The 21,812-nt window shown below is 36.8% G+C and carries 24 protein-coding genes; 23 read left to right on the forward strand and 1 reads right to left on the reverse strand.

The window, feature by feature from the left end:
* The first annotated feature begins 6 nt into the window (after window positions 1-6).
* From rplF to SCALIN_RS17105, 16 genes are all read left to right on the forward strand, one after another.
* Window positions 7-567, forward strand: coding sequence for a 50S ribosomal protein L6 (gene rplF / locus SCALIN_RS17030; protein WP_096895659.1), 561 nt, complete (start codon window positions 7-9; stop codon window positions 565-567).
* 32 nt (window positions 568-599) lie between these two features.
* Window positions 600-968: a 50S ribosomal protein L18 gene (rplR, locus tag SCALIN_RS17035; protein WP_320410427.1), complete on the forward strand. Its 369-nt coding sequence runs from the start codon at window positions 600-602 to the stop codon at window positions 966-968.
* A gap of 41 nt (window positions 969-1,009) precedes the next feature.
* The gene (rpsE, locus tag SCALIN_RS17040) at window positions 1,010-1,495 is read left to right on the forward strand and encodes a 30S ribosomal protein S5 (RefSeq protein ID WP_096895660.1); all 486 of its coding nucleotides are present in this window, start codon (window positions 1,010-1,012) and stop codon (window positions 1,493-1,495) included.
* Window positions 1,492-1,935, forward strand: a complete 444-nt coding sequence (gene rplO / locus SCALIN_RS17045; RefSeq protein ID WP_096895661.1) for a 50S ribosomal protein L15 — start codon at window positions 1,492-1,494, stop codon at window positions 1,933-1,935. Before rpsE ends, rplO begins: the two co-directional genes overlap by 4 nt.
* On the forward strand, window positions 1,932-3,314 hold the full coding sequence (gene secY / locus SCALIN_RS17050) for a preprotein translocase subunit SecY (RefSeq protein WP_096895662.1): 1,383 nt from the start codon (window positions 1,932-1,934) through the stop codon (window positions 3,312-3,314). The genes rplO and secY overlap by 4 nt, the downstream gene beginning before the upstream one ends.
* Complete coding sequence (locus SCALIN_RS17055) at window positions 3,311-3,982, forward strand: adenylate kinase (RefSeq protein WP_096895663.1); 672 nt, start codon at window positions 3,311-3,313, stop codon at window positions 3,980-3,982. Before secY ends, SCALIN_RS17055 begins: the two co-directional genes overlap by 4 nt.
* Before the next feature lie 6 nt (window positions 3,983-3,988).
* On the forward strand, window positions 3,989-4,741 hold the full coding sequence (gene map, locus SCALIN_RS17060; protein WP_096895747.1) for a type I methionyl aminopeptidase: 753 nt from the start codon (window positions 3,989-3,991) through the stop codon (window positions 4,739-4,741).
* A gap of 48 nt (window positions 4,742-4,789) precedes the next feature.
* Entirely contained in the window at window positions 4,790-5,008 is a 219-nt protein-coding gene (infA, locus tag SCALIN_RS17065) for a translation initiation factor IF-1 (protein WP_096895664.1), read from the forward strand.
* A gap of 14 nt (window positions 5,009-5,022) precedes the next feature.
* Window positions 5,023-5,139: a 50S ribosomal protein L36 gene (rpmJ, locus tag SCALIN_RS17070; RefSeq protein WP_096895748.1), complete on the forward strand. Its 117-nt coding sequence runs from the start codon at window positions 5,023-5,025 to the stop codon at window positions 5,137-5,139.
* A 60-nt stretch (window positions 5,140-5,199) separates the two neighbouring features.
* Window positions 5,200-5,586, forward strand: a complete 387-nt coding sequence (rpsM, locus tag SCALIN_RS17075) for a 30S ribosomal protein S13 (protein ID WP_096895665.1) — start codon at window positions 5,200-5,202, stop codon at window positions 5,584-5,586.
* Window positions 5,587-5,604: 18 nt separating this feature from the next.
* Window positions 5,605-6,441, forward strand: coding sequence for a class I SAM-dependent methyltransferase (locus SCALIN_RS17080; RefSeq protein WP_096895666.1), 837 nt, complete (start codon window positions 5,605-5,607; stop codon window positions 6,439-6,441).
* A gap of 50 nt (window positions 6,442-6,491) precedes the next feature.
* Window positions 6,492-6,866: a 30S ribosomal protein S11 gene (gene rpsK, locus SCALIN_RS17085; protein WP_096895667.1), complete on the forward strand. Its 375-nt coding sequence runs from the start codon at window positions 6,492-6,494 to the stop codon at window positions 6,864-6,866.
* A 79-nt stretch (window positions 6,867-6,945) separates the two neighbouring features.
* Window positions 6,946-7,569, forward strand: coding sequence for a 30S ribosomal protein S4 (gene rpsD, locus SCALIN_RS17090; RefSeq protein WP_096895668.1), 624 nt, complete (start codon window positions 6,946-6,948; stop codon window positions 7,567-7,569).
* A 184-nt stretch (window positions 7,570-7,753) separates the two neighbouring features.
* The gene (locus tag SCALIN_RS17095; RefSeq protein ID WP_096895669.1) at window positions 7,754-8,785 is read left to right on the forward strand and encodes a DNA-directed RNA polymerase subunit alpha; all 1,032 of its coding nucleotides are present in this window, start codon (window positions 7,754-7,756) and stop codon (window positions 8,783-8,785) included.
* The gene (gene rplQ, locus SCALIN_RS17100; protein ID WP_096895670.1) at window positions 8,775-9,338 is read left to right on the forward strand and encodes a 50S ribosomal protein L17; all 564 of its coding nucleotides are present in this window, start codon (window positions 8,775-8,777) and stop codon (window positions 9,336-9,338) included. Before SCALIN_RS17095 ends, rplQ begins: the two co-directional genes overlap by 11 nt.
* Before the next feature lie 28 nt (window positions 9,339-9,366).
* Complete coding sequence (locus tag SCALIN_RS17105; protein ID WP_096895671.1) at window positions 9,367-9,807, forward strand: dual specificity protein phosphatase 23; 441 nt, start codon at window positions 9,367-9,369, stop codon at window positions 9,805-9,807.
* A 282-nt stretch (window positions 9,808-10,089) separates the two neighbouring features.
* Here SCALIN_RS17105 and tatC read toward each other — a convergent pair whose 3' ends face one another.
* Window positions 10,090-11,442 (reverse strand): twin-arginine translocase subunit TatC, encoded by a 1,353-nt coding sequence (gene tatC, locus SCALIN_RS17110; RefSeq protein ID WP_096895672.1) that lies wholly within the window; start codon window positions 11,440-11,442, stop codon window positions 10,090-10,092.
* 371 nt (window positions 11,443-11,813) lie between these two features.
* Between tatC and ribH the strand changes: the two genes are divergently transcribed.
* The 7 genes from ribH (at window position 11,814) to SCALIN_RS17145 (ending at window position 21,778) form a co-directional block, all read left to right on the forward strand.
* Window positions 11,814-12,281, forward strand: coding sequence for a 6,7-dimethyl-8-ribityllumazine synthase (gene ribH, locus SCALIN_RS17115; RefSeq protein ID WP_096895673.1), 468 nt, complete (start codon window positions 11,814-11,816; stop codon window positions 12,279-12,281).
* A gap of 175 nt (window positions 12,282-12,456) precedes the next feature.
* Window positions 12,457-13,764: a transcription antitermination factor NusB gene (gene nusB / locus SCALIN_RS17120; protein WP_096895674.1), complete on the forward strand. Its 1,308-nt coding sequence runs from the start codon at window positions 12,457-12,459 to the stop codon at window positions 13,762-13,764.
* A gap of 125 nt (window positions 13,765-13,889) precedes the next feature.
* On the forward strand, window positions 13,890-14,858 hold the full coding sequence (gene ftsY / locus SCALIN_RS17125; protein WP_096895675.1) for a signal recognition particle-docking protein FtsY: 969 nt from the start codon (window positions 13,890-13,892) through the stop codon (window positions 14,856-14,858).
* A 225-nt stretch (window positions 14,859-15,083) separates the two neighbouring features.
* Window positions 15,084-16,073, forward strand: a complete 990-nt coding sequence (locus tag SCALIN_RS17130) for a DUF362 domain-containing protein (protein ID WP_096895676.1) — start codon at window positions 15,084-15,086, stop codon at window positions 16,071-16,073.
* Between the two features lie 602 nt (window positions 16,074-16,675).
* Window positions 16,676-17,581: a PEP-CTERM sorting domain-containing protein gene (locus SCALIN_RS17135; protein WP_096895677.1), complete on the forward strand. Its 906-nt coding sequence runs from the start codon at window positions 16,676-16,678 to the stop codon at window positions 17,579-17,581.
* A gap of 1,217 nt (window positions 17,582-18,798) precedes the next feature.
* Window positions 18,799-20,232 (forward strand): B12-binding domain-containing radical SAM protein, encoded by a 1,434-nt coding sequence (locus tag SCALIN_RS17140; RefSeq protein ID WP_162532384.1) that lies wholly within the window; start codon window positions 18,799-18,801, stop codon window positions 20,230-20,232.
* Window positions 20,233-20,365: 133 nt separating this feature from the next.
* Window positions 20,366-21,778 (forward strand): phenylacetate--CoA ligase family protein, encoded by a 1,413-nt coding sequence (locus SCALIN_RS17145; RefSeq protein WP_096895679.1) that lies wholly within the window; start codon window positions 20,366-20,368, stop codon window positions 21,776-21,778.
* The last annotated feature ends 34 nt before the right edge of the window (window positions 21,779-21,812 follow it).

Genomic DNA, 21,812 nt, shown 5'->3' on the forward strand with positions numbered 1-21,812 from the left:
AGACATATGTCACGAATAGGAAAAAAACCCATCGCGATACCAGACGGTGTCAGAATAAAGTGTGATAAAGATACTGTAACAATTGAAGGTCCTAAAGGAAAAATAGTGCAACCCATTCATTCGCTGATGAAAATTGAGGTAGATGAAGGGGCGAAACTTTTCAGCGTAGTACGTCCTTCTGAAGAGAGGCAGTGTAAAGAACTCCATGGTTTGACGCGTACGCTTTTGGCAAATAATGTTATTGGTGTTACAAATGGTTTTTCTAAGAGTCTGGAGATAATAGGATTAGGTTACAATATAAAAATGCAGGGCCAGGAACTAGTGTTACAATTAGGGTTTTCACATCCTATAAAAGTAAAAATTCCTGAGGATATAAATATTGAGATTCAAAACCAGACAAATCCAGGCAAATTTACGGTTGCTGGTATTGATAAGCAACAAGTTGGTCAGTTTGCGGCAAATATTAGGCGTTTACGTCCACCTGAACCATACAAGGGGAAGGGTGTGAAATATGCTGACGAGATTATCCGCAGAAAGGCAGGCAAAGCGGTGGCTTCTTCATCGTAGTTTTAGCATTCTTTTTATTAAAAAACAAGTCTATGGATATTATTAAGAAAAAAAACAAACAGCGACTAAGACGTCGTAAAGGAATAAGAAAAAAAATCCTTGGTCATAAAGAACGGCCGAGATTGAGTGTGTTCAGAAGCTCAAAGAATATTTATTGTCAATTAATAGATGACACTACCGGCAGGACACTGGCTAGCGCCTCAACATTGGAAAAAGATATTAAAGGTAAGGCTCCATATGGTGGAAATGTAAAGGCTGCGGAACTGGTAGGCCAGAAAATAGCCGAGGAAGCAACAAGACTGGGAATTACAAAAATAGTCTTTGATAGAGGTGGATACAAATATCATGGTAGGGTTAAGGCTTTAGCTGATAGCGCAAGAAATAATAGTCTTGTTTACTAAAGTGGTCATAAAGAAATATTGTAAATAATAGGGGGGTTCTTTTGGCGTATAAAAAAGATACTGATCAATTAGAAGAGACAGTTGTAAAAATCAATAGATGTACTAATGTGACAAAAGGTGGGAAAAGTATGAGCTTTAGCGCGTTAGTAGTTGTTGGTGATAAAAATGGGACTGTTGGATATGGTTTTGGTAAAGCAAGGGAAGTTCCAAATGCGGTTGGAAAGGCAGTAAAAGATGCGAATAGATATACATATTCAATTCCTGTTATAAATGGAACTATTCCGCACGAAGTGTGGGGATGTTATAAAACTGCAAAGGTGTTTATGAAACCGGCGGCACCCGGTACTGGAATTAAAGCGGGAACTTCGGCGAGATCAGTGCTGGAAGCTGTAGGCATTACTGATATTTTAACAAAATGTTATGGAACGAGAAATCCTTTGAATGTGGTTAAGGCTACAGCTGAGGGGCTTAAGTCGTTAAGAACCAAGCAGGAAATCGAATTATTGAGAGGTGTAAAGATAGAATGAATTTGATAGATGCTAAAAAAACATTCCAAAAAGCAAAGAAAAGAAAACGTGTTGGACGTGGACCGGGATCGGGTCACGGCAAAACAAGTTGTAAGGGATTTAAAGGACAAAAATCACGTTCAGGTGGCAATCTGAGAACAATATTTGAAGGTGGTCAGATGCCTCTGTTCCGTAGGATTCCGAAAAGAGGTTTTAATAATCCGTTTAAAAAGAAGTATATAATACTAAACGTTAAGGATTTTGAAAATTTTGATTCTGGTACTCGTGTTGATTTGAGCAAACTAAAAGATTGTGGTATGATAAAGAACATAAAATATGATTTAAAAGTTCTCGGTGAAGGAGTACTGACTAAATCACTTACTGTCGCAGCGCACAAATTTAGTGGAGCGGCAATTAATAAGATTAAAGAAGCGGGAGGAGAAGCAGAAACACTATCATGATAGAGAAGTTTACTAATATGTTTAAAATTCCTGAGTTGAGGAATAAGTTACTGATAACTCTTGGGTTGCTGGCTGTGTGTAGGTTAGGAGTATTTATTCCTATGCCGGGTATCGATACGACAGTATTAAAGACCTATTTTCAACAGTTTACACAATCAGGTGTCGGACAGTTATTGGGAATGGTTGATTTATTTGCTGGTGGGGCGATGAGTTCGGGAGCAATATTTGGATTGGGAATTATGCCTTATATCAGCGCCTCAATTATTTTTCAACTACTAGTAGGTGTTGTTCCATTTCTTGAAAGATTACAAAAAGAAGGCGATGCCGGTAGAAAAAAGATAAATCAATATACACGGTTGACCACTGTAGGTTTATGCCTTTTTCAGGCTTTTATAATGATACGTACTCTGTACGCAATTGAGATTAACGGTGTATCTGTTGTGCCTATACATATTCAGGGTGTACAGTTTCAGCTTATGGCAGCTGTTCTCTTGACAACAGGGACTGTGTTATTAATGTGGATAGGAGAGCAGATTGACGCGCATGGTATAGGTAGTGGTATCTCTTTAATAATCATGATTGGTATTATTGATAGGTTGCCATGGGCATTTAGTCAGATCTTGCAAAACTTTACTTTCTCGGTTGCTCCTGCTGAGCATGAGATAGGTATAGCGAAATTACTTTTGCTGATAGGTATGTTCCTTGCGATAATAGCTGGAGTTGTATATATTACTCAAGGGCAGAGGCGTATTCCTGTACAGCAGGCCAAACATACAAGGGGTAGAAAAGTATATGGCGGTCAGAAACATTTTCTTCCTCTTAAAGTAAATCAAGCTGGAGTAATGCCGATAATATTTGCACAATCTCTTCTGATTTTTCCTGCAGCTATAACTAAAGGATTACAGGTCAGATTTGAACCAGGGACATTTTGGTTCTGGATTACATCTAGAGTAACGGAAGCATTTCAAGGTGGCTTTGTATATGTGGTTATGTATATAGTACTAATTGCTTTCTTTTGTTATTTTTGGACAGCAATACAATTTAACCCCAAGGAGATGTCAAATAATATGAGAGACTATGGTAGCTTTATTCCCGGTATAAGACCTGGTCATCGTACAGCCGACTATCTCGAAGGTGTTATGAGCAGAATTACACTAGCAGGAGCTGCATTTTTGTCTTTGATTGCAATCTTGCCGATGATTATAGCTGGCGGGTTTGAGTTAAACAGGGCTGTTGCCAGTTTTTATGGTGGAACCGGTCTTTTGATTGTCGTTGGCGTAGCTCTTGATTTGGTTCAAAAGATAGAATCTCACTTGATTATGAGGCATTATGATGGCTTTCTGGGAGGAGGCAATAAAGTAAGAGGCAGAAGGGCTTGAGGCTTATATTTCATGGTCCTCCTGGTGTCGGTAAAGGAACACAGGCAGAAAGGATTAGCATAGCGGAAAATTTAAATCACGTTTCATCCGGTGATCTTTTACGGACTGCGGTCGATGCCAAAACAGAGATAGGGCTTAAAGCAAGAGAATATATCGAGAACGGTTTGTTAGTTCCGGACGAGCTGATAGTAAATATAGTTGCAGAAAAGATAAATTCAGCAGAGTGTAAAAATGGATTTATTTTAGATGGGTTTCCTAGAAATCTGTCACAGGCTAAAGTTCTTGATAGTACCCTTGAAAAAGTAGAAAAAAAAATAGATAGAGTTTTCAGCTTTACAGCTTCTGAAGAAGTTATCATTACACGTATCGCAGGTAGGAGAATCTGTAAATCATGTGGAGCGCAATATCACGAGTTATTCAGTCCTCCCTTAAAAGAGAATGTGTGTGATAAATGTAGCTCTAAGCTGTATCAGCGCAAAGATGATTATCCGGAAACAATAAAAGTAAGACTAAAAGTATATAAAGAGCAGACTGAAACATTGATTGATTACTATAATCAAAAAGGGATATTGATAGAAGTAAATTGTAATGGAGGAAAAAAAGAAATTCAGCAAAATATCCTTACCGGGTTACATTCTATGTCTGAAAAAGAGAGGGATACGGAATAGAGTGTGGTGATAAAACGCAAATCTGATCGAGAAATTGAAATTATGCGTAGCGCAGGGAGGATAGTTGCAGGCGCACTTGCAATGGCGAGGGAAATTGCAAAGGAAAATGTATCTACAGAAGATTTAAATACGCGGTTGGAAAGGTATGTTTTGCAAAAAGGTGGGATACCCGTATTCAAGGGTTATAGAGGGTACCCCAAAAGTATATGTACATCTGTTAACGAGGAAATAGTTCACGGAATTCCAGATCAGAGAAAACTCCGTATTGGTGATATACTTAGCGTAGATATAGGGGTTGAATTTAATAAATATGTTGCAGATGCAGCGATAACTATTCCAATTGGAGAGATTTCTGAAGAAGCGAGGTCTTTATTACAAGTATGTGAAGAATCGTTAAATAAGGCTATTGAAAAAGTAAGTGCAAACAACAAATTATCAGAAATTTCCAGATCAATACAAGAATATGTCGAGAGTAAAGGCCTCTCTGTAATACGGGATTATACCGGGCATGGAATTGGAAGGCAGATGCACGAAGATCCGCAAATCCCAAACTTTGTTAGCAAAGAGTTGTTAAGGGCCGATGAAATACTTTTACAGGGAATGGCGTTAGCAATAGAACCTATGATATGTGTAGGTAAATATGATACGGAAGTTCTAAAAAATAAATGGACAGTTGTAACAAAAGATAGAAAACTTTCAGCACATTTTGAACATACAGTTGTAGTTACAGAAAATGGGGCTGAAATACTTACTATTTAGAGAAAGTGTATCTTGCTTTTATAAGAAAGTAGATGCTAAAGTTTATCTATGGCCAAAGAAGAACCTATAAGAGTAGAAGCAGTGGTAAAAGAGGCATTACCTAATGCAAAATTTCGTGTTGGGCTGGAAAATGGTCATGAAGTGCTTGCTCATGTGTCTGGAAAAATGAGAATGCATTTTATTCGTATTCTTCCAGGTGACAAGGTTACTATAGAAATGTCACCGTATGACCTTAGCAAAGGAAGAATCATTTATCGTCAGGGTTGATAGGGGAAAGAGCTATGAAAGTTAAGGCATCTGTAAAAAGAATTTGTGAAAATTGCAAAGTAATAAAACGTAAAAATGTTGTGCGGGTTATATGTACTAATCCAAGGCATAAACAGAGGCAAGGTAAGTGATATACAGCGTTAATTCTTTGTGACCTAAGATGATTTATTATTTTGAAAGGATTATATTAAATGCCAAGAATTGCAGGAGTTGATATCCCTGGAGACAAAAGGATAGTTATTTCATTAACTTACATTTATGGTATAAGTAAACATATATCGCAAAAAGCATTAAAAGCTCTTGGAATGGATGAGAATATTCGAGCAAAGGATATTTCTGAGGACGAACTGAGCACCCTTGGTGTATATCTGGATAAGAACTTTGCTATTGAAGGTCAATTGAGAAGGCAGGAATCACAGAATATAACAAGATTAAAGAATATTGGCTGTTACAGAGGATTGCGCCATAGACTTGGATTACCTGCGAGAGGGCAGAGAACTAAAACTAATGCGCGTACACGAAAGGGGAAGAAGAGGACAGTATCAGTGAAGAAGGGTGTTAAGGATATGAAGGGATAACATATATCTTCAACAAAAATGAAAATTATTAATAAAGCGGAAATCGTTGATCTTTTAGAGCAGGAAAAGAGTTTATCAGGTCCACTTGGATTCAGGCATAGTAACGGATTATTGAAAAAAGGTATGAACAAGAAGATTAATGAAATTGCCGGATTTTCTGAACAAATCCTGAAGATGATTAGAAAGTTTGGCAAGAAAAAAGAGATTGTTTTTCTTGAGTGTTCATGTGGTAAATCATATCTTTCATTTGTGTTAAGTTATATTTTTGAAAGAGAATCTAATACAATACCATATTTCTTTGGTGTAGATACAAATAGAGGTCTTATCCAAAAATGTGAAGAGACCAGGGATGTAATGGGTTATAATAATATGGTCTTTAATCATGGAAGAACGATTGATTTTTCTGCAGATAGAAAAATTGATATGGTTATTGCTCTACATGCGTGTAATACTGCTACTGACGAAGCAATCGCAAAAGGTATCAAGGTTGGTGCAAAGTATATTATGGTGGTGCCATGTTGTCAGGGACAATTACGCTCTCAGATTAAGAACCACCATCCGCTGACCAGTGTAACTCAATTTGGTTTGCTGCGAAGTAAATTTGCGGATATATTGACAGATGCCTTGAGATCACAATTTCTTATGGGGAATGGGTATTATGTTGAACTCTTAGAAATAGTACCTCCAAAATTAACACCGAAGAACATATTGATATCAGCAAGAAAGATTAAGAATACTAGTAAAAGGAATTTAGAAGAATATTATCAATTAAACAACATATTTAAAACTAACTTTAGCTTACAAGAATATTTCTGTGAACAGCCCTTAAATGATGATCGGGCTTGTGCTTGTTAGCTTTTTTATGAAAAATGGACTTCACTTTTGAAAAAGGCAGGATAATATAAATGGGTAAAAAAAAGGCGAAACGAAGTGTTGCTAAAGCAGTTGTACATGTTAAGGCAACTTTTAATAATACATATATTACGGTAGCTGATATCTATGGTGAAACTTTATGTTGGGCAAGTGCGGGGACAGTTGGTTTCAAAGGGTCAAGAAAGAGTACCCCTTTTGCTGCACAGAGAGCTGCGAGGAACGTTGCAGAGAGAGCGAGAAAGAGATTCGGGGTTCAGGAGGTTGAAGTTAGAGTTAAAGGGCCTGGCCCGGGAAGAGAATCGGCTATCACTGCTTTGCAGGAAGCGGGCCTTGTTGTTAGAGCTATTGAGGATGTTACACCTTTACCTCACAATGGATGTCGTCCAAGAAAAAAGAGAAGAGTTTAGTACATTTTTCTTCTTTTGAAATAAAAAAAGTGGGAAATGATAATTTAGTATAAATTTTGGTTTATGGAAAAGGAATAAGATGGCAAGACATGTAGACCCTAAATGTAGATTATGCAGAAGAGAAGGCGTAAAGCTGTATCTTAAAGGATATCGTTGTGAGACTGCAAAATGTAGTATAGCGAAAAGAAGAGGTGTGCCTGGTGGTAGAATGTCCAAGAGGGTTAGGAAGTTGTCTTCATATGGAATCCATTTTAGGGAAAAGCAGAAACTGAAGCGATTTTATGGTGTCTTTGAAAAACAGTTTAGAAATTACTATTATAAGGCAGAAAGAAAAGAGGGTAATACAGGAGAGAATTTACTTATACTGTTAGAAAGAAGGCTTGATAATGTATTGTGCCATTTCGGATATGGACATTCTCGAAGCCACGCTAGGCAGGTTATTAATCACGGCCATATAACAGTAAACGGTAAAAAGGTTGATATCCCTTCTTTTTTGGTTAAACAGGGGGATGTGATTAAACCTGCTAACAAGGAAAACGATATAAATATGATAAAAATGAATGTGGAAGCAAATAAAGACCGCAAGCAGCCATCTTGGTTAGAGCGAGATGAATTAGATGGTCGTGTTCTACAGCTTCCTAACAGGGATGAAGTATCTATAGACATACAGGAACAGCTGGTTGTTGAGCTTTGTTCAAAATAAACTAATTATTCATTTTATATTAAAGTTTCAGAGTACACATTTTATTTATGAAATCCTACCTTGAGTGTCTTACCCAAACGAAAGGCTTTTTTAAAGTTCATAATGGTTCATTCTAATCAAAATAAAAGGTCTTCTGCTGGAGACTATTGTCAGAGAGATTTAATGGTAGGAAGGGGGATTATGTATGCGTATTAGATGGAGGGAATTTGAACTACCAAATAGAGTTAGTGTAGAAAAGGAAACATATACTGATTCTTATGGAAAGTTTATTGCTGAACCTTTTGAACGAGGTTTTGGGATTACTGTAGGAAATGGTTTGAGGAGGATCTTGCTTTCTTCAATAGAAGGAAGTGCTGTGACATCTGCTAAGATTGAAGGTGTAGAACACGAATTCAGTACTATTCCGAATGTGGTAGAAGATACAATTGATATTATTCTTAATATTAAGAATCTTGTTGTAAAATTACATACAGATAAGCCTAGAAAAATAAAAATTGAAACGAATAAAAAAGGAATAGTTACAGCAGCAGATATTATTACAGACGACGGTGTGGACGTCATCAACAAAGATCTTCATATAGCAACTATTTCAGAAAATATAGATTTTAAAGTTGAGATGGAGGTTAAAAAAGGCAGAGGCTACAAAACAGCGGAAGAAAACGGAGTAGGAAGCAGCGAAGTTGGAGTAATTCCTATAGATGCAATTTTCTCTCCTGTTCGAAAGACAAAGATACGTGTTGAAGAGACTCGAGTAGGCAGAAGAACAAATTATGATAAGTTGATAATTGAAATCTGGACAAATGGTGTTATTACTCCTAAAATGGCACTGACAGAAGCATCAAAGGTTTTCAGGAAGCACTTAAATCCATTTGTGCATTACTTTGAACTGGGTAGAGAACTACCGAGTGCAGGAGAAAAACAGATTGAACAAGTAGATGAAAAAGAGGAAGATCCTGAAACCGAAATAAAAAAGAAGGCGGTGGTCTCAGTTGCTGAGCTGGATCTATCTGTCAGGGCTTCAAACTGCCTGGAGTATGCTAATATAAAAACTGTTAATGAGCTTATCACAAAAGAAGAAGATGAGTTGTTAGAATTGAAGAATTTTGGAAAAACAACGCTGGTTGAAATTAAGAAAAAGCTTAATCAGTTGGGTTTATCATTCAAGAATCCCGGGGATGTAAACCGAGAAGGAAAGGAATTGTCTCATGAGGCATAGGAGAAAAGATAAACATTTGGGCAGAACGTCAAGCCACAGAAAAGCGTTGCGGAGTAATCTGGCTAATAGTCTTTTCACATATGGTCGAATTATTACGACGAAGGAAAAAGCTAAACATGTTCGTCCGTTTGTGGAAAAGTTGATTACAACGGCAAAAAAAGGTTTTATAAAGAAAGAAGCTGATAAAGCTGCTTATATCCACTATTATAGACAGGTGTTGACAAAACTAAACAATAAAGAGGTGGTAAGAAAGTTATTTGGTGAGGGTAAATGGCGTGAGACCGGAGGGATTGCGGAGAGATATTTGGAACGTAATGGCGGCTATACCAGAATACTCAAACTTTCAGGGAGCAGAATGGGTGTCTTGTCAGGAAGTAGCGTTGGAGATGTGCCGGAATTAGAGTATAAAATGGAAGGTTTTGAGCGAAAACTGCGACTGATAGGAAATCGCCTTGGAGACAACGCCAGTAGGGTTATCTTTGAATTAATAGAGGAAGTTCAAGAGGAAAAAGATATAGCACCTACAGTTTCAGTAGCGGAAGAAAATAAATAAATTATAACCTGATTGTTGTAATATAAAAATGATTAGGAATTTTAGTTGGTTAATAGAAGGCGAAATAGCGGGTATGGGTAAGCCGGCCTCTTCTGTGAATGATTTTGAATTTCTCAAGGGTAAAGGTGTTGAGGCGATTGTAACACTTACGGAGTATCCTCTAAGTGAAGTCCTGATAGAGGAATTTGGCTTTAACGTTAAGCACATTCCGGTTAAAGATTTTGAGGCCCCAGCGCTGGAGCAAATTGAAGATTTTGTAACATTTGCAGTGGATCAACTGTCTAAGCATAAAAGGCTGGTTGTCCATTGTGAAGCGGGTATAGGGAGGACAGGGACTATGCTGGCATGTTACCTGGTTAGCCAAGGATACAGTGCGCTGGATGCGATAGAAGAAGTGAGAGCAAGAAGGCCTGGTTCTATCGAAACGATAGAACAGGAAGAGGTGGTTCTCATGTACGAACGTAAATAGTACTTAGTTGCTTTATTATTAGACTGAAGCATGTTAGATTATATAGTAGATAAACGCACTACAGAGAAAAGAGTGACGTGTTTAATCCATTGATATATTATAATAGAATCCCACCTTCGATATTAGGTTAAATTATTAAAACATTCTGCTGCATAGGATACTGTTAATTAACTGTTTCGCCTGTAGTTTAGGTATGGAATGAGGCATTTTCTTTCGTGAAGCTTTATTTGCTCTCACGCATTTTTTATGTACATCAGTATGTATTATTTATAAAGCTATTTTTTACAGGCTTATATTGCGTCTGTCTTGTTCATTAAGCTTCTTCTGCATTTCCTTAGCCCATTTGATAACTTTGTTTATATCTGTCGTTTTACCTCCGGTTGTAAACTTTAATTGTCTTCCCTCAAAAATTTTCTTCTTTTGGCCATTTGCGACAACTGTTGCTTCGCCCTTTGTTACGGTAACATAGACCGTGTGCTTAGAGACCTTTATATCAATATTACTATCGCTTGAAGTTACAACGTTTTCTTTGGCTGCTATCATAAACGGTTTATCATCCGCCTTTATAGCAATTAGTATTTGTCCCTCTATAAGTTTGATGTTTCTGCTTTTTACAAACTTGACTTCTGTATTAACATCCATTATGACATAGGTTCCGTCCTTAAGGAGGAAGGATGCCTTGCTGTCTCTTTCTGTCTTCAGCGTGGCGCCATTGTTGATTTTATATTCAGATGATAAGGGCTGCCAGCTTGTACCGGCGTTCGGAAGTATTTTGACGGTACCAGTTGACTCAAGAAAATCTGCTTTTGTTGGAAGAGTGAAAATTAGATAAACAATATAAATCAGTAAAACACCGATCGCTAATAAAGTGCCAAATCTTTGGACCGCTTTCTTAGTAGGTTTCATTGTAAGAATGCCTACCTCATAAAGAATTATCATTGGTAAAGCTGTCATGACCTGTGTAAAAGGATCTGGAGGTGTTATTACCGCAGCAAGGATGAATATAATGAGAATTGCGTACAAGCGCCACTTAATGAAATCATCTGCCTGAAGCATTCCGATCTTGGAAATAAATAACATTACAAGTGGAAGCTGAAAAACAATTCCAAGTGCGAGCGTCAGCAATGTTACCAATGATATATACTGGCTCATTGTTATCATTGGTTGCACGCCTCCTCCCAATATTTTTATAAGGAATTGAAGACCATAGGGTATTAAGAAGTAATATCCGAATAATACACCTGTTATGAATGCAAAGTATGAAACGGGAGCAAAAGTTTTTACATATTTACGCTCTTTTTTAAATAGACCTGCCTCAACAAATCTCCAGACTTGAAATAAGATTAACGGGTATGCTACGAAAACAGAGGTTATTAAGCAAAGTTTTATATAAGCATAAAAACCTTCCTGATAACTAAGTACCTGAAGCGATTGTGATAGCCCCAGGTTTTTCATGGTGATACTATGGGGCTTTTTAATAATTTCAAGGATCCTTGCCTTAAAAAACCAGCAGACAAAGAATAACCCTATAACGATGAAGATTGACTTTATAATTCGTGATCTTAATTCTTCGAGATGTTCACTTATGGGTACTCTTTTTTCATGAATTTTTTCTTCTTCGGTTGTTTCCGGCATTTGTTTCTAGTCCTGTAAATCGTTATTAGTAGTAAATGATTCTATAAAGCGTCTTGTTTGCTTGTTTATAAAGTATCTCAGTTGATACTGTGATAAATGTACTTATTCTAAGGAGTGATTATAATACTAAGATGCTGTTTAAATTACAAGATTCAATATAATTGGCCGATAACATACAAACCGTGTTACTGCATTAATACGCATCATTGTCGATAATCCACTCCATATTTCCCTCTTAATTCAATGACATTGCTTCCAATGGGATTGTATTAGGAGCACGTGTATTAGAAAAGCCTTGCAAGGGTTATTTGTTTTTGTTACCATTGATCATAAAGCCTTATCACTCTTTCTCTTAATTAGGAGATAAACCCGTGGGAAAAACTTTTGAAGGCAACCTTGTAGGTAATAACAAAACATTCGGAATTGTTGTTAGCAGGTTCAATAGCTTTATTACAAAGAGGTTGTTGGAAGGCGCTCAAGACTGTTTTGTCAGACACGGTGTAAATGCAAATAACATCGATGTTTTTTGGGTTCCAGGTGCATGTGAGCTGCCTATTACTGCTATGCGATTGGCTAAGAACGCTAAGCACGATGGGATTATTTGTCTTGGTTCTGTAATACGTGGTGAAACACCCCATTTTGATTATGTATCCAATGAGTCAGCAAAAGGTATTTCTGAAGTTGGACTTAAAACAGGTATACCAACAATATATGGTGTTATTACAACTGAGACACTGGAACAAGCCATAGATAGGGCTGGCGCCAGGGTTGGTAACAAAGGTGCTGAGGCCGCACTTACCGCCTTGGAGATGGTGAATCTCTTTGATGAAATAGATTAGTGTTTTTTGTAAGTTCTCAAGAAATTGGTAAAAATCTGATCCGCTCCGCACAAAAGGCACCGAGGGCTTTAATCCACACCTGCACACGTCTGCAAGGAAGGGTATTGATGGTTGAAAATATATAAGCCTTTCTTGATTTATTGAGAACTTACTTTTTTATTATGGAGATTTATGGATGCGGAAAAGAACGCGGTCCCGAGAAATTGTATTACAGGTTCTTTATCAATTAGAGGTTCGGGGCAATGACGTTATAGACGAGGTAGACGCGTTCTGTATTGAACAGGGTACGGATGCCGAAGTAAGCGATTTTGCCATTAAATTGGTAAATGGCTGTATTCAGAAAATGGGAGAAATAGACCGGAGGATAACCAGTATTTCTGAAAATTGGGAACTGCAGAGGATGCCGGTTGTAGATAAAAATATTTTGAGGTTGGCATGTTATGAACTATTTTATGTGGATGACATTCCTCCAAAGGTATCTATCAACGAGGCGATTGATTTAGCGAAAAAATTCAGTACTGAGAAATCTGGATTATTTGTAAACGGAATATTAGATAAAATATATTCACTAAATATAAAGAATGATAATAATCTTCGGAAAACTATAACAAGTGTAAGAGAGGTAAATGCTTCAGGAAAAGGAGGACGTACCGGGGCTGATTTGCATATCCATACTGATTTTTCAGATGGGACCATGTCTCCTGAACAAGTGATTAAAGAGGCGTCTAAACTAAATCTTCGTACAATTGCGATAACCGATCATGATACTATTGATGCTGTTGAGTTTGCCCAACACATTGGAAACAGGGAAGAGATTGACGTGGTTCCCGCAATAGAGCTTTCTTCGAATTATTGTTCGGCAGATATTCACCTTTTAGGCTATTTTATTGATATACAGAACAGTGCGCTTCTGGAAAAATTAGCGGAGTTGCGTTCTGAAAGAGTAGAGCGAATTAAGAAGATTACAAAGAAGCTCAGAACCATAGGTGTAAAAGTGGAGCACCAGGAAGTTTTTGATGTTTCTAAAGAAGGTTCGCCCGGACGGATGCACATAGCTGAGGTTTTGTGTAATAAAGGTTACTGTAGTGATATTCGGGAATCTTTTCAAAAATATCTCTCTGATAATGGACCGGCTTATGTGTCCAAGGAAGCGTTAGCATTAAAAGACGCTATAGAACTTATAATTTCTGCTGATGGTGTTCCAGTCCTTTCACATCCTGGTGTTACCAAGAGAGATTCGTTAATACCCAAGATGGTGGAATATGGCCTGCAGGGGATAGAGGTTTATTACCCTGCACATCAACCGCAAGCCGTAAAAAGATATTTGCGGATTGCAAAAAAATATGATCTTGTAGTTACCGGTGGCTCTGATTGCCACGGTAATCGGAAACCTGATATCGCATTGGGGAGTGTAAATATAGGTGACGAACTGGTTACTAAGATTAAGGATAGGTGCGGCAGCATGGTTGGCGCCTTGAACTGAAAGAGAATAGTATAGAGATTGTTCCGATACGTTTCGCTGGATTAAAGTCCTCGGCGCTTTTTGTCAGGGGAAGCGAATCCAGCCAGTATTAAACCCCAGTTATTCTGGTTAGATAAAATTATGGGTTGGTTTTCAAAAAAAAATCAGTAACAGGGAAAAAAGAAGACGCAAAAAATAAATCGTGGTCTCCATTTCAAAAGCTCAAAAACAGCCTGCTAAAGACACGCAGTAAAATATCTTCCAGAATTAAGGATCTTCTCGCATTAAAGAGAAATATTGATGAAGGTGTATTGGATGAGTTAGAGGTCGTGTTGCTTGAGTCAGACATAGGGGTTGGCTTGGTAACTAAGATAATAGAGGATGTTAGATGTGCCTGGAAAGCGAAGAAAGTTGAAGATACAGAGGGCGTTTACGATTTTCTGAAAAATGATCTCAAGCAAAGCCTCAAAGGTGGAGATTCATCATTACAGATTGCGGCCGCTCCTCCAACTGTGATTATGGTTGCGGGTGTCAATGGTGTCGGCAAGACTACATCAATCGCGAAGCTTGCAAATTTATTTATCAAGCAGGGTAAAAAGGTAATGTTAGCAGCCGGTGATACCTTCCGAGCTGCAGCGACGGAACAACTGGATATATGGAGCAAAAGAATTGGCGCTGATATAGTTAAACATCAGGCTGGTGCCGATCCCTCTGCAGTTACGTTCGATGCACTTGAAGCCAGTCTGAGCAGGGGAACAGATGTGTTGATAGTGGATACGGCAGGGCGTTTACACACTCATGAAAATTTAATGAATGAGTTGACAAAAATGAAACGGGTAATATCAAAAAGAATAGAGAATGCTCCGCATGAAGTGCTCATGGTCCTGGATTCAACAACAGGACAAAATGCCATTTCTCAGGCAAAACTATTTAAAAAAGCGGTTGATATTACGGGGATATTTCTCTCAAAACTCGATGGTACCGCTAAAGGTGGAGCAATTCTGGGAATGCGTAAAGAGATAGACATACCGGTAAAGTATGTTGGCCTTGGTGAAGGTATCGATGACATTCAGGAATTTGACGCGGATAAGTTTGTGGATGCTTTGTTTGATTAGAGAAAAAGGTAATTGCCGGTTTCCTTGAGTAAAATATTCACTCAATCCCCTCCTTATGAAGGGGGGAAGGGATGGTCTTAAATAAATTTCCCTCAGATTGCTGAGCAGTTACAGAAGAAGCGTAGAACATGCACTCCCATTTTACAATCTTTTCTTCTCTCCAAACATTCACAAATAATACACACAAATACATACATTAGCGTTATCAACAGGGACAGATTTATTATGAAGAAAGATAATATTTCCAGAAGGACTTTCCTCAAGACAGGCATCGCCGTTGGTACAGGACTTTGCGGCCTCTCATTTTTAAGTTCATTTGAGAGGCAAAGGCCTCTGAAGGTGTGGAAAAGAAATAGATTAAAAAAAGGCCTGGTCGTTGTTCATGGTAATGTTCACGAAAGGAGTGGTGAACGTTCTGTAATAAAAGAAATGGTGAACAGGGGGATCAGGGCCATTGGTGGAATGGATAAACTGGTTTCCAGAGGTGATAACGTTGTCATCAAGCCAAACATAGCATGGGACAGATATCCTGAGTATGCGGCAAACACAAATCCCTTTGTCGTTGCCGCATTGGCAGGATTATGTATAGAGGCAGGGGCGAATAGAGTAAAAGTGCTTGATCATACTTGCGCTGAAAACCCAGGTCCTTCTTATCTAAACAGTGGAATAGAAAAGGCGGCAAAAGAGGTTGGTGCAGATGTCCGCTTTGTTAGTAAGAATCTGTTTAAAGATATCAAAATAGCGGGTGGAAAAGTCCTTGATTCATGGCCTTTTTATGAGAAATTAATCTATCAGGACAAAGTAGACGTATTAATAAACGTTCCAATAGCAAAGCATCACAGCGCTTCCCTTCTATCTATGGCGCTTAAAAATACTATGGGAATGATAGGTGGTAACAGAGGTTCAATACACAAGGACATACACCCAAAAATAGCAGACCTTAATAGAGTTGTAAAGGTCGATCTTACAGTCCTTGATGCATTCAGGATTTTAAAACACCATGGACCAACTGGTGGGAGATTAGGGGATGTAGATAACACTTTTGAAAATGCTCGGCGATTAGTTTTTTGTGTTGATCCGGTGGCAGTGGATTCTTACGGGGCAACCCTGTTTGGTTACCAGGGCAGGGAGATAGGTTTCATCAGAGAATCGTATGAGGCGGGGCTGGGAGAGATTGATTATACATTAAACGGATTTGAAGAAATAACAGTTTAAGGGCTGTTCTGCCAAACCTTAATTGGGCTCATCTCGAAAGAGAGGTCGGCTTTTTGTCTTTGTGGCAAAGAAAAGGTATAATATATGCAAGCTCTAGCTAGCTTAACTATGTATGCGCTTGAACAATACGATATGAAATAAAAAAAAGACTTGACGGTGAATATTATTTTGTGTATATTTTGATAAACGTTTAAAGTTGTAGTGGATAATAGTTGTTAGGTAAATCAAGGATATGTATCTGGAATAGTATGTATAGGTTTTTTTGTTTTTTGCTTTGACATTTTTAATGCATTCACTTATCATCAATAAGGACTGTATATTTTAATCTGGTATATTATTAATAAGAAGAAAGAGGGCTTCAGAAATTTATTGATAATGTAGAAAAACGTCTCCTCTGGGTGAGGTCGGAGAGTTTATACTACAATGGTTATTCTGCTATGCTAAACACAACGGATCCGGTTGTGTAAAAGTACCTAGTACATTATTGATATATTTCCTGTTTTGTTTTGAATCCGTATAAATCTCAGATAGGTTCACTTTTAGTAGAAAGTAATGATATAGGATAGTATTATTTACTATAATGGTTGGAAAGGAGAGAGATTATGAAGAAAGGCTTATTAATCGCAGCAATGGCGTTAGGGCTTGGTGTAGGTAGCATGTGTGTAGAGTTAAATAGAGCTGAGGCTGCAGTTTCAGCAGTACAACTTGACGTTGTTGATCTAATGGATTGGGGTAGGTCGTATGACTATGATCTCGGCACTAACACTTACACACCTGCTGCTGGTTCCGATAATCCATGGAATCCAGGTGGTGTAAACAATCCAGGTGTGTCAATGGTAGCTGATACATTTGGCAATCATGATGGAACGGAAGATACATGGGGAATTGCGCAAATTGATCAGATCACAAATACCGCAGGAACAATATCATTATTTGATAAAGATCTGAGCAACTTTGAGTTGACGATGTTTTTCTGGGGCTTCGATGACGATATTATTACAGCACCAAATGTTTTGGGTAATTCAAACATCGGTGCAGTTGGTGGCCGTGTACAAGTTTGGAAGGATTTTGCACAAGATTTTGACCCTACAATTGGGACAGCCGGAAGAACAGGCGGTTCAACATTCACTACCGCCACAGAGGGTGAGCTAGTACTTGATTTAATACCTCATGCATTTGCGAATGGAACGACTTTAAATGCTAATTTTAATTTTATATCTAATACGGGAAGCGGTGTCGTTTATCTTGACACCTCAGGCGCCGGTTCATGGGACGCTTTTTATGACACTGATTCACAATTAATGGGTTCTGATTTCCTCTTTCAATGGACAGTTGAAAATAATGCACAAGGGGATACAGTTGCTGACTGGACAGTTCGTGGAGACGGACGACAGGAAGCTGCACTTGTTCCTGAAGCAACAACAGTTGCACTACTCGGAATAGGTTTAGTAGGAATGGCTGGTGTGGCGGTAAGAAAAAAATTAAAAAAGAACGTAGAAAGAAGCTAGTTTTCTATATTTCAGATTTACATTAAAAAAAGGGCAGGACAATCATTCTGCCCTTTTTTTGATTATATAAGGACCAGACATATCATAGCTTTCTTTCAGTTGTCTATATTTTGTTGTATAAACTCCGGCAAGTAGGTTTGCTTTCAGCGGAATATAAACAAAAAATACTTTAGGATAGCCGTTTGCAACTCGCAAGATATCGACCTATCTAAGGTGACCAAAGCTTAAATAATTCTAGGTTTTTAATCTTTGCGTATTTCTCACCAACCCTGTTTTTCTCAATCTAAATTGATGTAGCTGTACTTTCTGGGCTTCTCATATCCACTTTTCTTCTATAATGCTTTAGATATAGGGATTTGCATTTTTATAATTCTTCTATATTTTGTATTCCCATCATACAGGCGGCACCAAATCCAAAATCAGGATGGTACATACTTTCTTGACCTACTTTATAATCGAGACGGATGAAAAAATGGTACTTTATCTTCCATGAAATCAATAAAAAGAATACATGATGTTATTTTCTGTTTGTTGGACTCTCTTAAGTTGCACAAGCAAGTCTAAGTGTTATCCTTGAAGATCTATAGCCTTTTCTAACTTGTTTATTTGAAAAGGTTTTTTGTGTTTAATTGTATGTATGAATGCCTTTTGTGTATGATATATCCTGCAGTTTGGGATATGATGAGGGATAGTGAAACGAAAATATACGTAACTTCCTTTGCAGAAAATGTCTATTCTGTCAACATTATTGTCTAGTTTGATTACCAGCATTCATCAGTTTGTTCATATGTTTTTGTAATGGTTAACTATATTTTTCTACTAGTTATTATCAAATATATGCTTACGACAAAACCACATAAAAATCATTAAACGGTGACAAAACGGTATCCCGATTGCGAGTCAAACAATAATCTTCTTTCGGCAAATAATATGAAAATAGAGAAAGCTTCGTTTTGTAAACGTTCATTTAGCAGTTATAGTTTACTCTGTTTGTATATTTGTAATAGAAATGTAAAGTGGAATTTGCTATGAATTTCTTATTTATTTTGTATTGCTTGTAAATTAAGATATTAGATATCTATAAATTTATAATAAATGCATTACAAAACTACAACTTTAAATTAATGTTTGTATACTAATTGAACGGCATAAAAAACAGATTAAATTGTCATTCAGGATTATTTTAATCTAATACAATATAGTATTTGGAGATGATTATGTTTGATAGAAATAAAATAAGAAAAATAGTTCTTGTTAATCCTCCCATGAATATTGAAGAGGTTTATGGGAAATTTTCTGAATTAGGAGGAGCTTCGCCTCCAACGGGATTATGTTACTTGGCAGGTTATTTACGTGACTTTGGTTATGATGTTTCAATCATAGATGGAGAAGCATTAAGGTTATCGTGTCATGACACTGTGAGTAAAATACTAACAGAACAACCTGATTTTGTGGGTCTTTCTTGTAAAACTTTGTGGGTTACTAATGCTGGCAAGATTGCTAAGCTTATCAAAGAAAAAAATCGTGATATTATTGTTTCTGCGGGAGGACATCATGTTACCTCTCTACCTAAACAATCTTTACAAGAATTCTCAGGGTTTGATTCTATTATTATTGGGGAAGGAGAAATAACCCTTCTTGAATATATTAATACAATCAATGAAAATAGTGATTACTCCAGTGTTCAGAGTCTTGCTTATAGAGACGGTGCAGATATTAAAGTAAATTCAAGAAGAGAAGAAACAATAGATATCAACAAATTACACAAGCCTGCGTTTGATTTACTACCAGATCTTGCAACACACTATAACCCGAGCATTATAAATGTAAAAAGCCTTCCCGCATTTCCTCTAATCACTTCACGTGGTTGCCCTTTTCAATGTGCATTTTGTGATAGAAATGTTTTTGGAAACACGACACGTATTCCTTCTGCAGAGTATACTTTTTCTATTGTAGAAGAATTATATTATAAATATGGAATACACAATTTACTTTTTGATGATGATAATATCATGATAAATAAAACGATATTTCTAAAATTAATGAATTTTATTAAAGAATCAGATATGAAATTATCATTTTCATGCCAAGCAAGAGTTAATTCCATTGATGAAGATTCTCTGAAAATATTAAAAGAAAGTGGATGTTGGCAATTAATGTTTGGAATTGAATCTGGAAGTCAAAAGATGCTTAAAGCAATGAAAAAAGGAACAAAATTACATCAAATTGAAAATGCAGTTTCTATGTGCCGTAAGATTGGTATTAAAACACTTGGTATGTTTATTTTTGGATATCCTGGAGAAACGATCGAGACACTTCAAGAAACAGAAATGTTTATTAGAAAGTTAAAATTAGATGATTTGGCTAGTTTTTTCTTTACACCTTTACCTGGTTCAGATGTATATGATGATATAGAAAAATATGGAAAATATGAAAAGCAATGGAATAAAGGTAATAGCCTGGACCACGCTCTTTTTATTCCTGACGGTTTAGATGAAAAAACACTTAAAAAATTTGTTAATCTATGTAATAATGCATGTTATTCAAATCTGCGTCAACTTATTAGAATTCCAACACGATTTACTTCTTTAACACATACAAAAGCATTTTTACAATCAATACCGAAATTAATGTTTTCATCCCACAATTAGATGAAAACATTAATTTGTTTCAACACAGGTTTTCATGGTAAATATGTGTCTCTAATTTTATGAAGAAGAGGCACCTTATGTGATTTTTTGATTTTTTCATCAATCAACATTACATTAATTATAAGAAAAACAAATGAGCCAATTGAAGAATGTATGTACAGAAAGAAAGAATGCCATCAAGTTTCTCACAGGTTCTGATCCTTCGTATATAGAAAACTTGGGCAAAAAACTCCTGATACCGGCTTTTAGAAGAGCGGCAACAAAGATGCCTGCTTATGCTAAACTTTTAAATGATAAAGGGATTAATCAGAAAGATATTAACACTATTGATGATTTTCAAGAAAAAGTCCCATTTTTTACAAAAAAAGACTTCTTTGTTGATACACCTATGGAAGAGCTATGTGTTGACAAGAACATTCAGTCTTTAAAATTGGCTGTAACCAGTTCGGGATTCTCTGGAGTATTCTCTTTAGGTATGAGTACTGAACAAGATCAAAATCAAAGCATTTTTGCAGTTGATACACTTCTTGAATATCTCATAAATATTTCAGAAAAAAAAACGTTTTTGATCAATTGCGTTCCTATGGGAGTAAAAATTCCAACTAGCCTACCAATAGCTGAAGTAAGTGTAAGGAGCGATATGGCCCTGGCGCTAATTAATAAATTTACTCCATATTTTGAGCAGATTCTTATAATAGGCGATCCACATTTTTTAAAAAAAATTATTGAAGATGGCTTGGAACAAGGGTTAGATTGGAAAAATTTATCAGTCAATTTTATTACTGGTGAAGATTGGTTTTCAGAAAATTTTCGTTTATATTTAGCTGATCTTCTAGAAATTGACTTTAATCGTTCTGATAGTGGTTTTTTTGGAGCAAATTTTGGGATAGCCGAATTGGATTTAAGCCTTTTTCATGAAAGCATTTATACAATTCGTTTGCGCCAGGAATTACAAAAGAATACACGTTTAAGAGAAAAGATTTTTGGGAAAAACACAAAAATTATTCCCCTCATCTTTCAATATTATCCACATAAAGTTTTTCTTGAAACTACACAGGAAAATGAGCTTCTTTTTTCAATGCTTAACCCTGATATTCTTATGCCTCTGATCCGCTATAATAGCCAGGATCAAGGTGCTATTCGATCATATGAAGAAGTTAAAAAGATTTTAACAGAAGAAAATTGCCAGCATCTTATTCCAGACCTTAAACTTCCTTTAGTGAGTGTTACTGGAAGGTCAGGCAGATCTTTGACCGTTCATGGAAAGACAGTAACGCCTGAAGAGATAAAAGAGGGATTGTATAGTGATTATGAGGTCGCATTTTTAACAACAGGTTATTTCAAATTAAGTCAAATGGCTGACAATGAAGGAAAAATTGAGATACAACTTAAAAAGGGTGTGATGAAAACTGCGGAGTTAAAGACAAGGTTTACGAAGGCTCTTTTAAAGCATGTCGATGCGGACATTGAAATTCATTTTTATGATTACCAGGATTTTCCTTATGGAATGGATTTGGATTACGAAAGAAAATTCAAATGTATTTAAAAGTATTGAAATTTTAATTTTAAACTAGGATAAT

This window comes from Candidatus Scalindua japonica (assembly GCF_002443295.1).
Taxonomy (GTDB): Bacteria; Planctomycetota; Brocadiia; order Brocadiales; family Scalinduaceae; genus Scalindua; species Scalindua japonica.

Bases quoted from the DNA above. Each gene is read 5' to 3' on its own strand.
- rplF (WP_096895659.1), top strand. From the start codon at position 7: ATGTCACGAATAGGAAAAAAACCCATCGCGATACCAGACGGTGTCAGA.
- rplR (WP_320410427.1), top strand. From the start codon at position 600: ATGGATATTATTAAGAAAAAAAACAAACAGCGACTAAGACGTCGTAAA.
- rplO (WP_096895661.1), top strand. From the start codon at position 1,492: ATGAATTTGATAGATGCTAAAAAAACATTCCAAAAAGCAAAGAAAAGA.
- secY (WP_096895662.1), top strand. From the start codon at position 1,932: ATGATAGAGAAGTTTACTAATATGTTTAAAATTCCTGAGTTGAGGAAT.
- infA (WP_096895664.1), top strand. From the start codon at position 4,790: ATGGCCAAAGAAGAACCTATAAGAGTAGAAGCAGTGGTAAAAGAGGCA.
- rpmJ (WP_096895748.1), top strand. From the start codon at position 5,023: ATGAAAGTTAAGGCATCTGTAAAAAGAATTTGTGAAAATTGCAAAGTA.
- rpsM (WP_096895665.1), top strand. From the start codon at position 5,200: ATGCCAAGAATTGCAGGAGTTGATATCCCTGGAGACAAAAGGATAGTT.
- SCALIN_RS17080 (WP_096895666.1), top strand. From the start codon at position 5,605: ATGAAAATTATTAATAAAGCGGAAATCGTTGATCTTTTAGAGCAGGAA.
- rpsK (WP_096895667.1), top strand. From the start codon at position 6,492: ATGGGTAAAAAAAAGGCGAAACGAAGTGTTGCTAAAGCAGTTGTACAT.
- rpsD (WP_096895668.1), top strand. From the start codon at position 6,946: ATGGCAAGACATGTAGACCCTAAATGTAGATTATGCAGAAGAGAAGGC.
- SCALIN_RS17095 (WP_096895669.1), top strand. From the start codon at position 7,754: ATGCGTATTAGATGGAGGGAATTTGAACTACCAAATAGAGTTAGTGTA.
- rplQ (WP_096895670.1), top strand. From the start codon at position 8,775: ATGAGGCATAGGAGAAAAGATAAACATTTGGGCAGAACGTCAAGCCAC.
- SCALIN_RS17105 (WP_096895671.1), top strand. From the start codon at position 9,367: ATGATTAGGAATTTTAGTTGGTTAATAGAAGGCGAAATAGCGGGTATG.
- tatC (WP_096895672.1), bottom strand. From the start codon at position 11,442: ATGCCGGAAACAACCGAAGAAGAAAAAATTCATGAAAAAAGAGTACCC.
- nusB (WP_096895674.1), top strand. From the start codon at position 12,457: ATGCGGAAAAGAACGCGGTCCCGAGAAATTGTATTACAGGTTCTTTAT.
- SCALIN_RS17130 (WP_096895676.1), top strand. From the start codon at position 15,084: ATGAAGAAAGATAATATTTCCAGAAGGACTTTCCTCAAGACAGGCATC.
- SCALIN_RS17135 (WP_096895677.1), top strand. From the start codon at position 16,676: ATGAAGAAAGGCTTATTAATCGCAGCAATGGCGTTAGGGCTTGGTGTA.
- SCALIN_RS17140 (WP_162532384.1), top strand. From the start codon at position 18,799: ATGTTTGATAGAAATAAAATAAGAAAAATAGTTCTTGTTAATCCTCCC.
- SCALIN_RS17145 (WP_096895679.1), top strand. From the start codon at position 20,366: ATGAGCCAATTGAAGAATGTATGTACAGAAAGAAAGAATGCCATCAAG.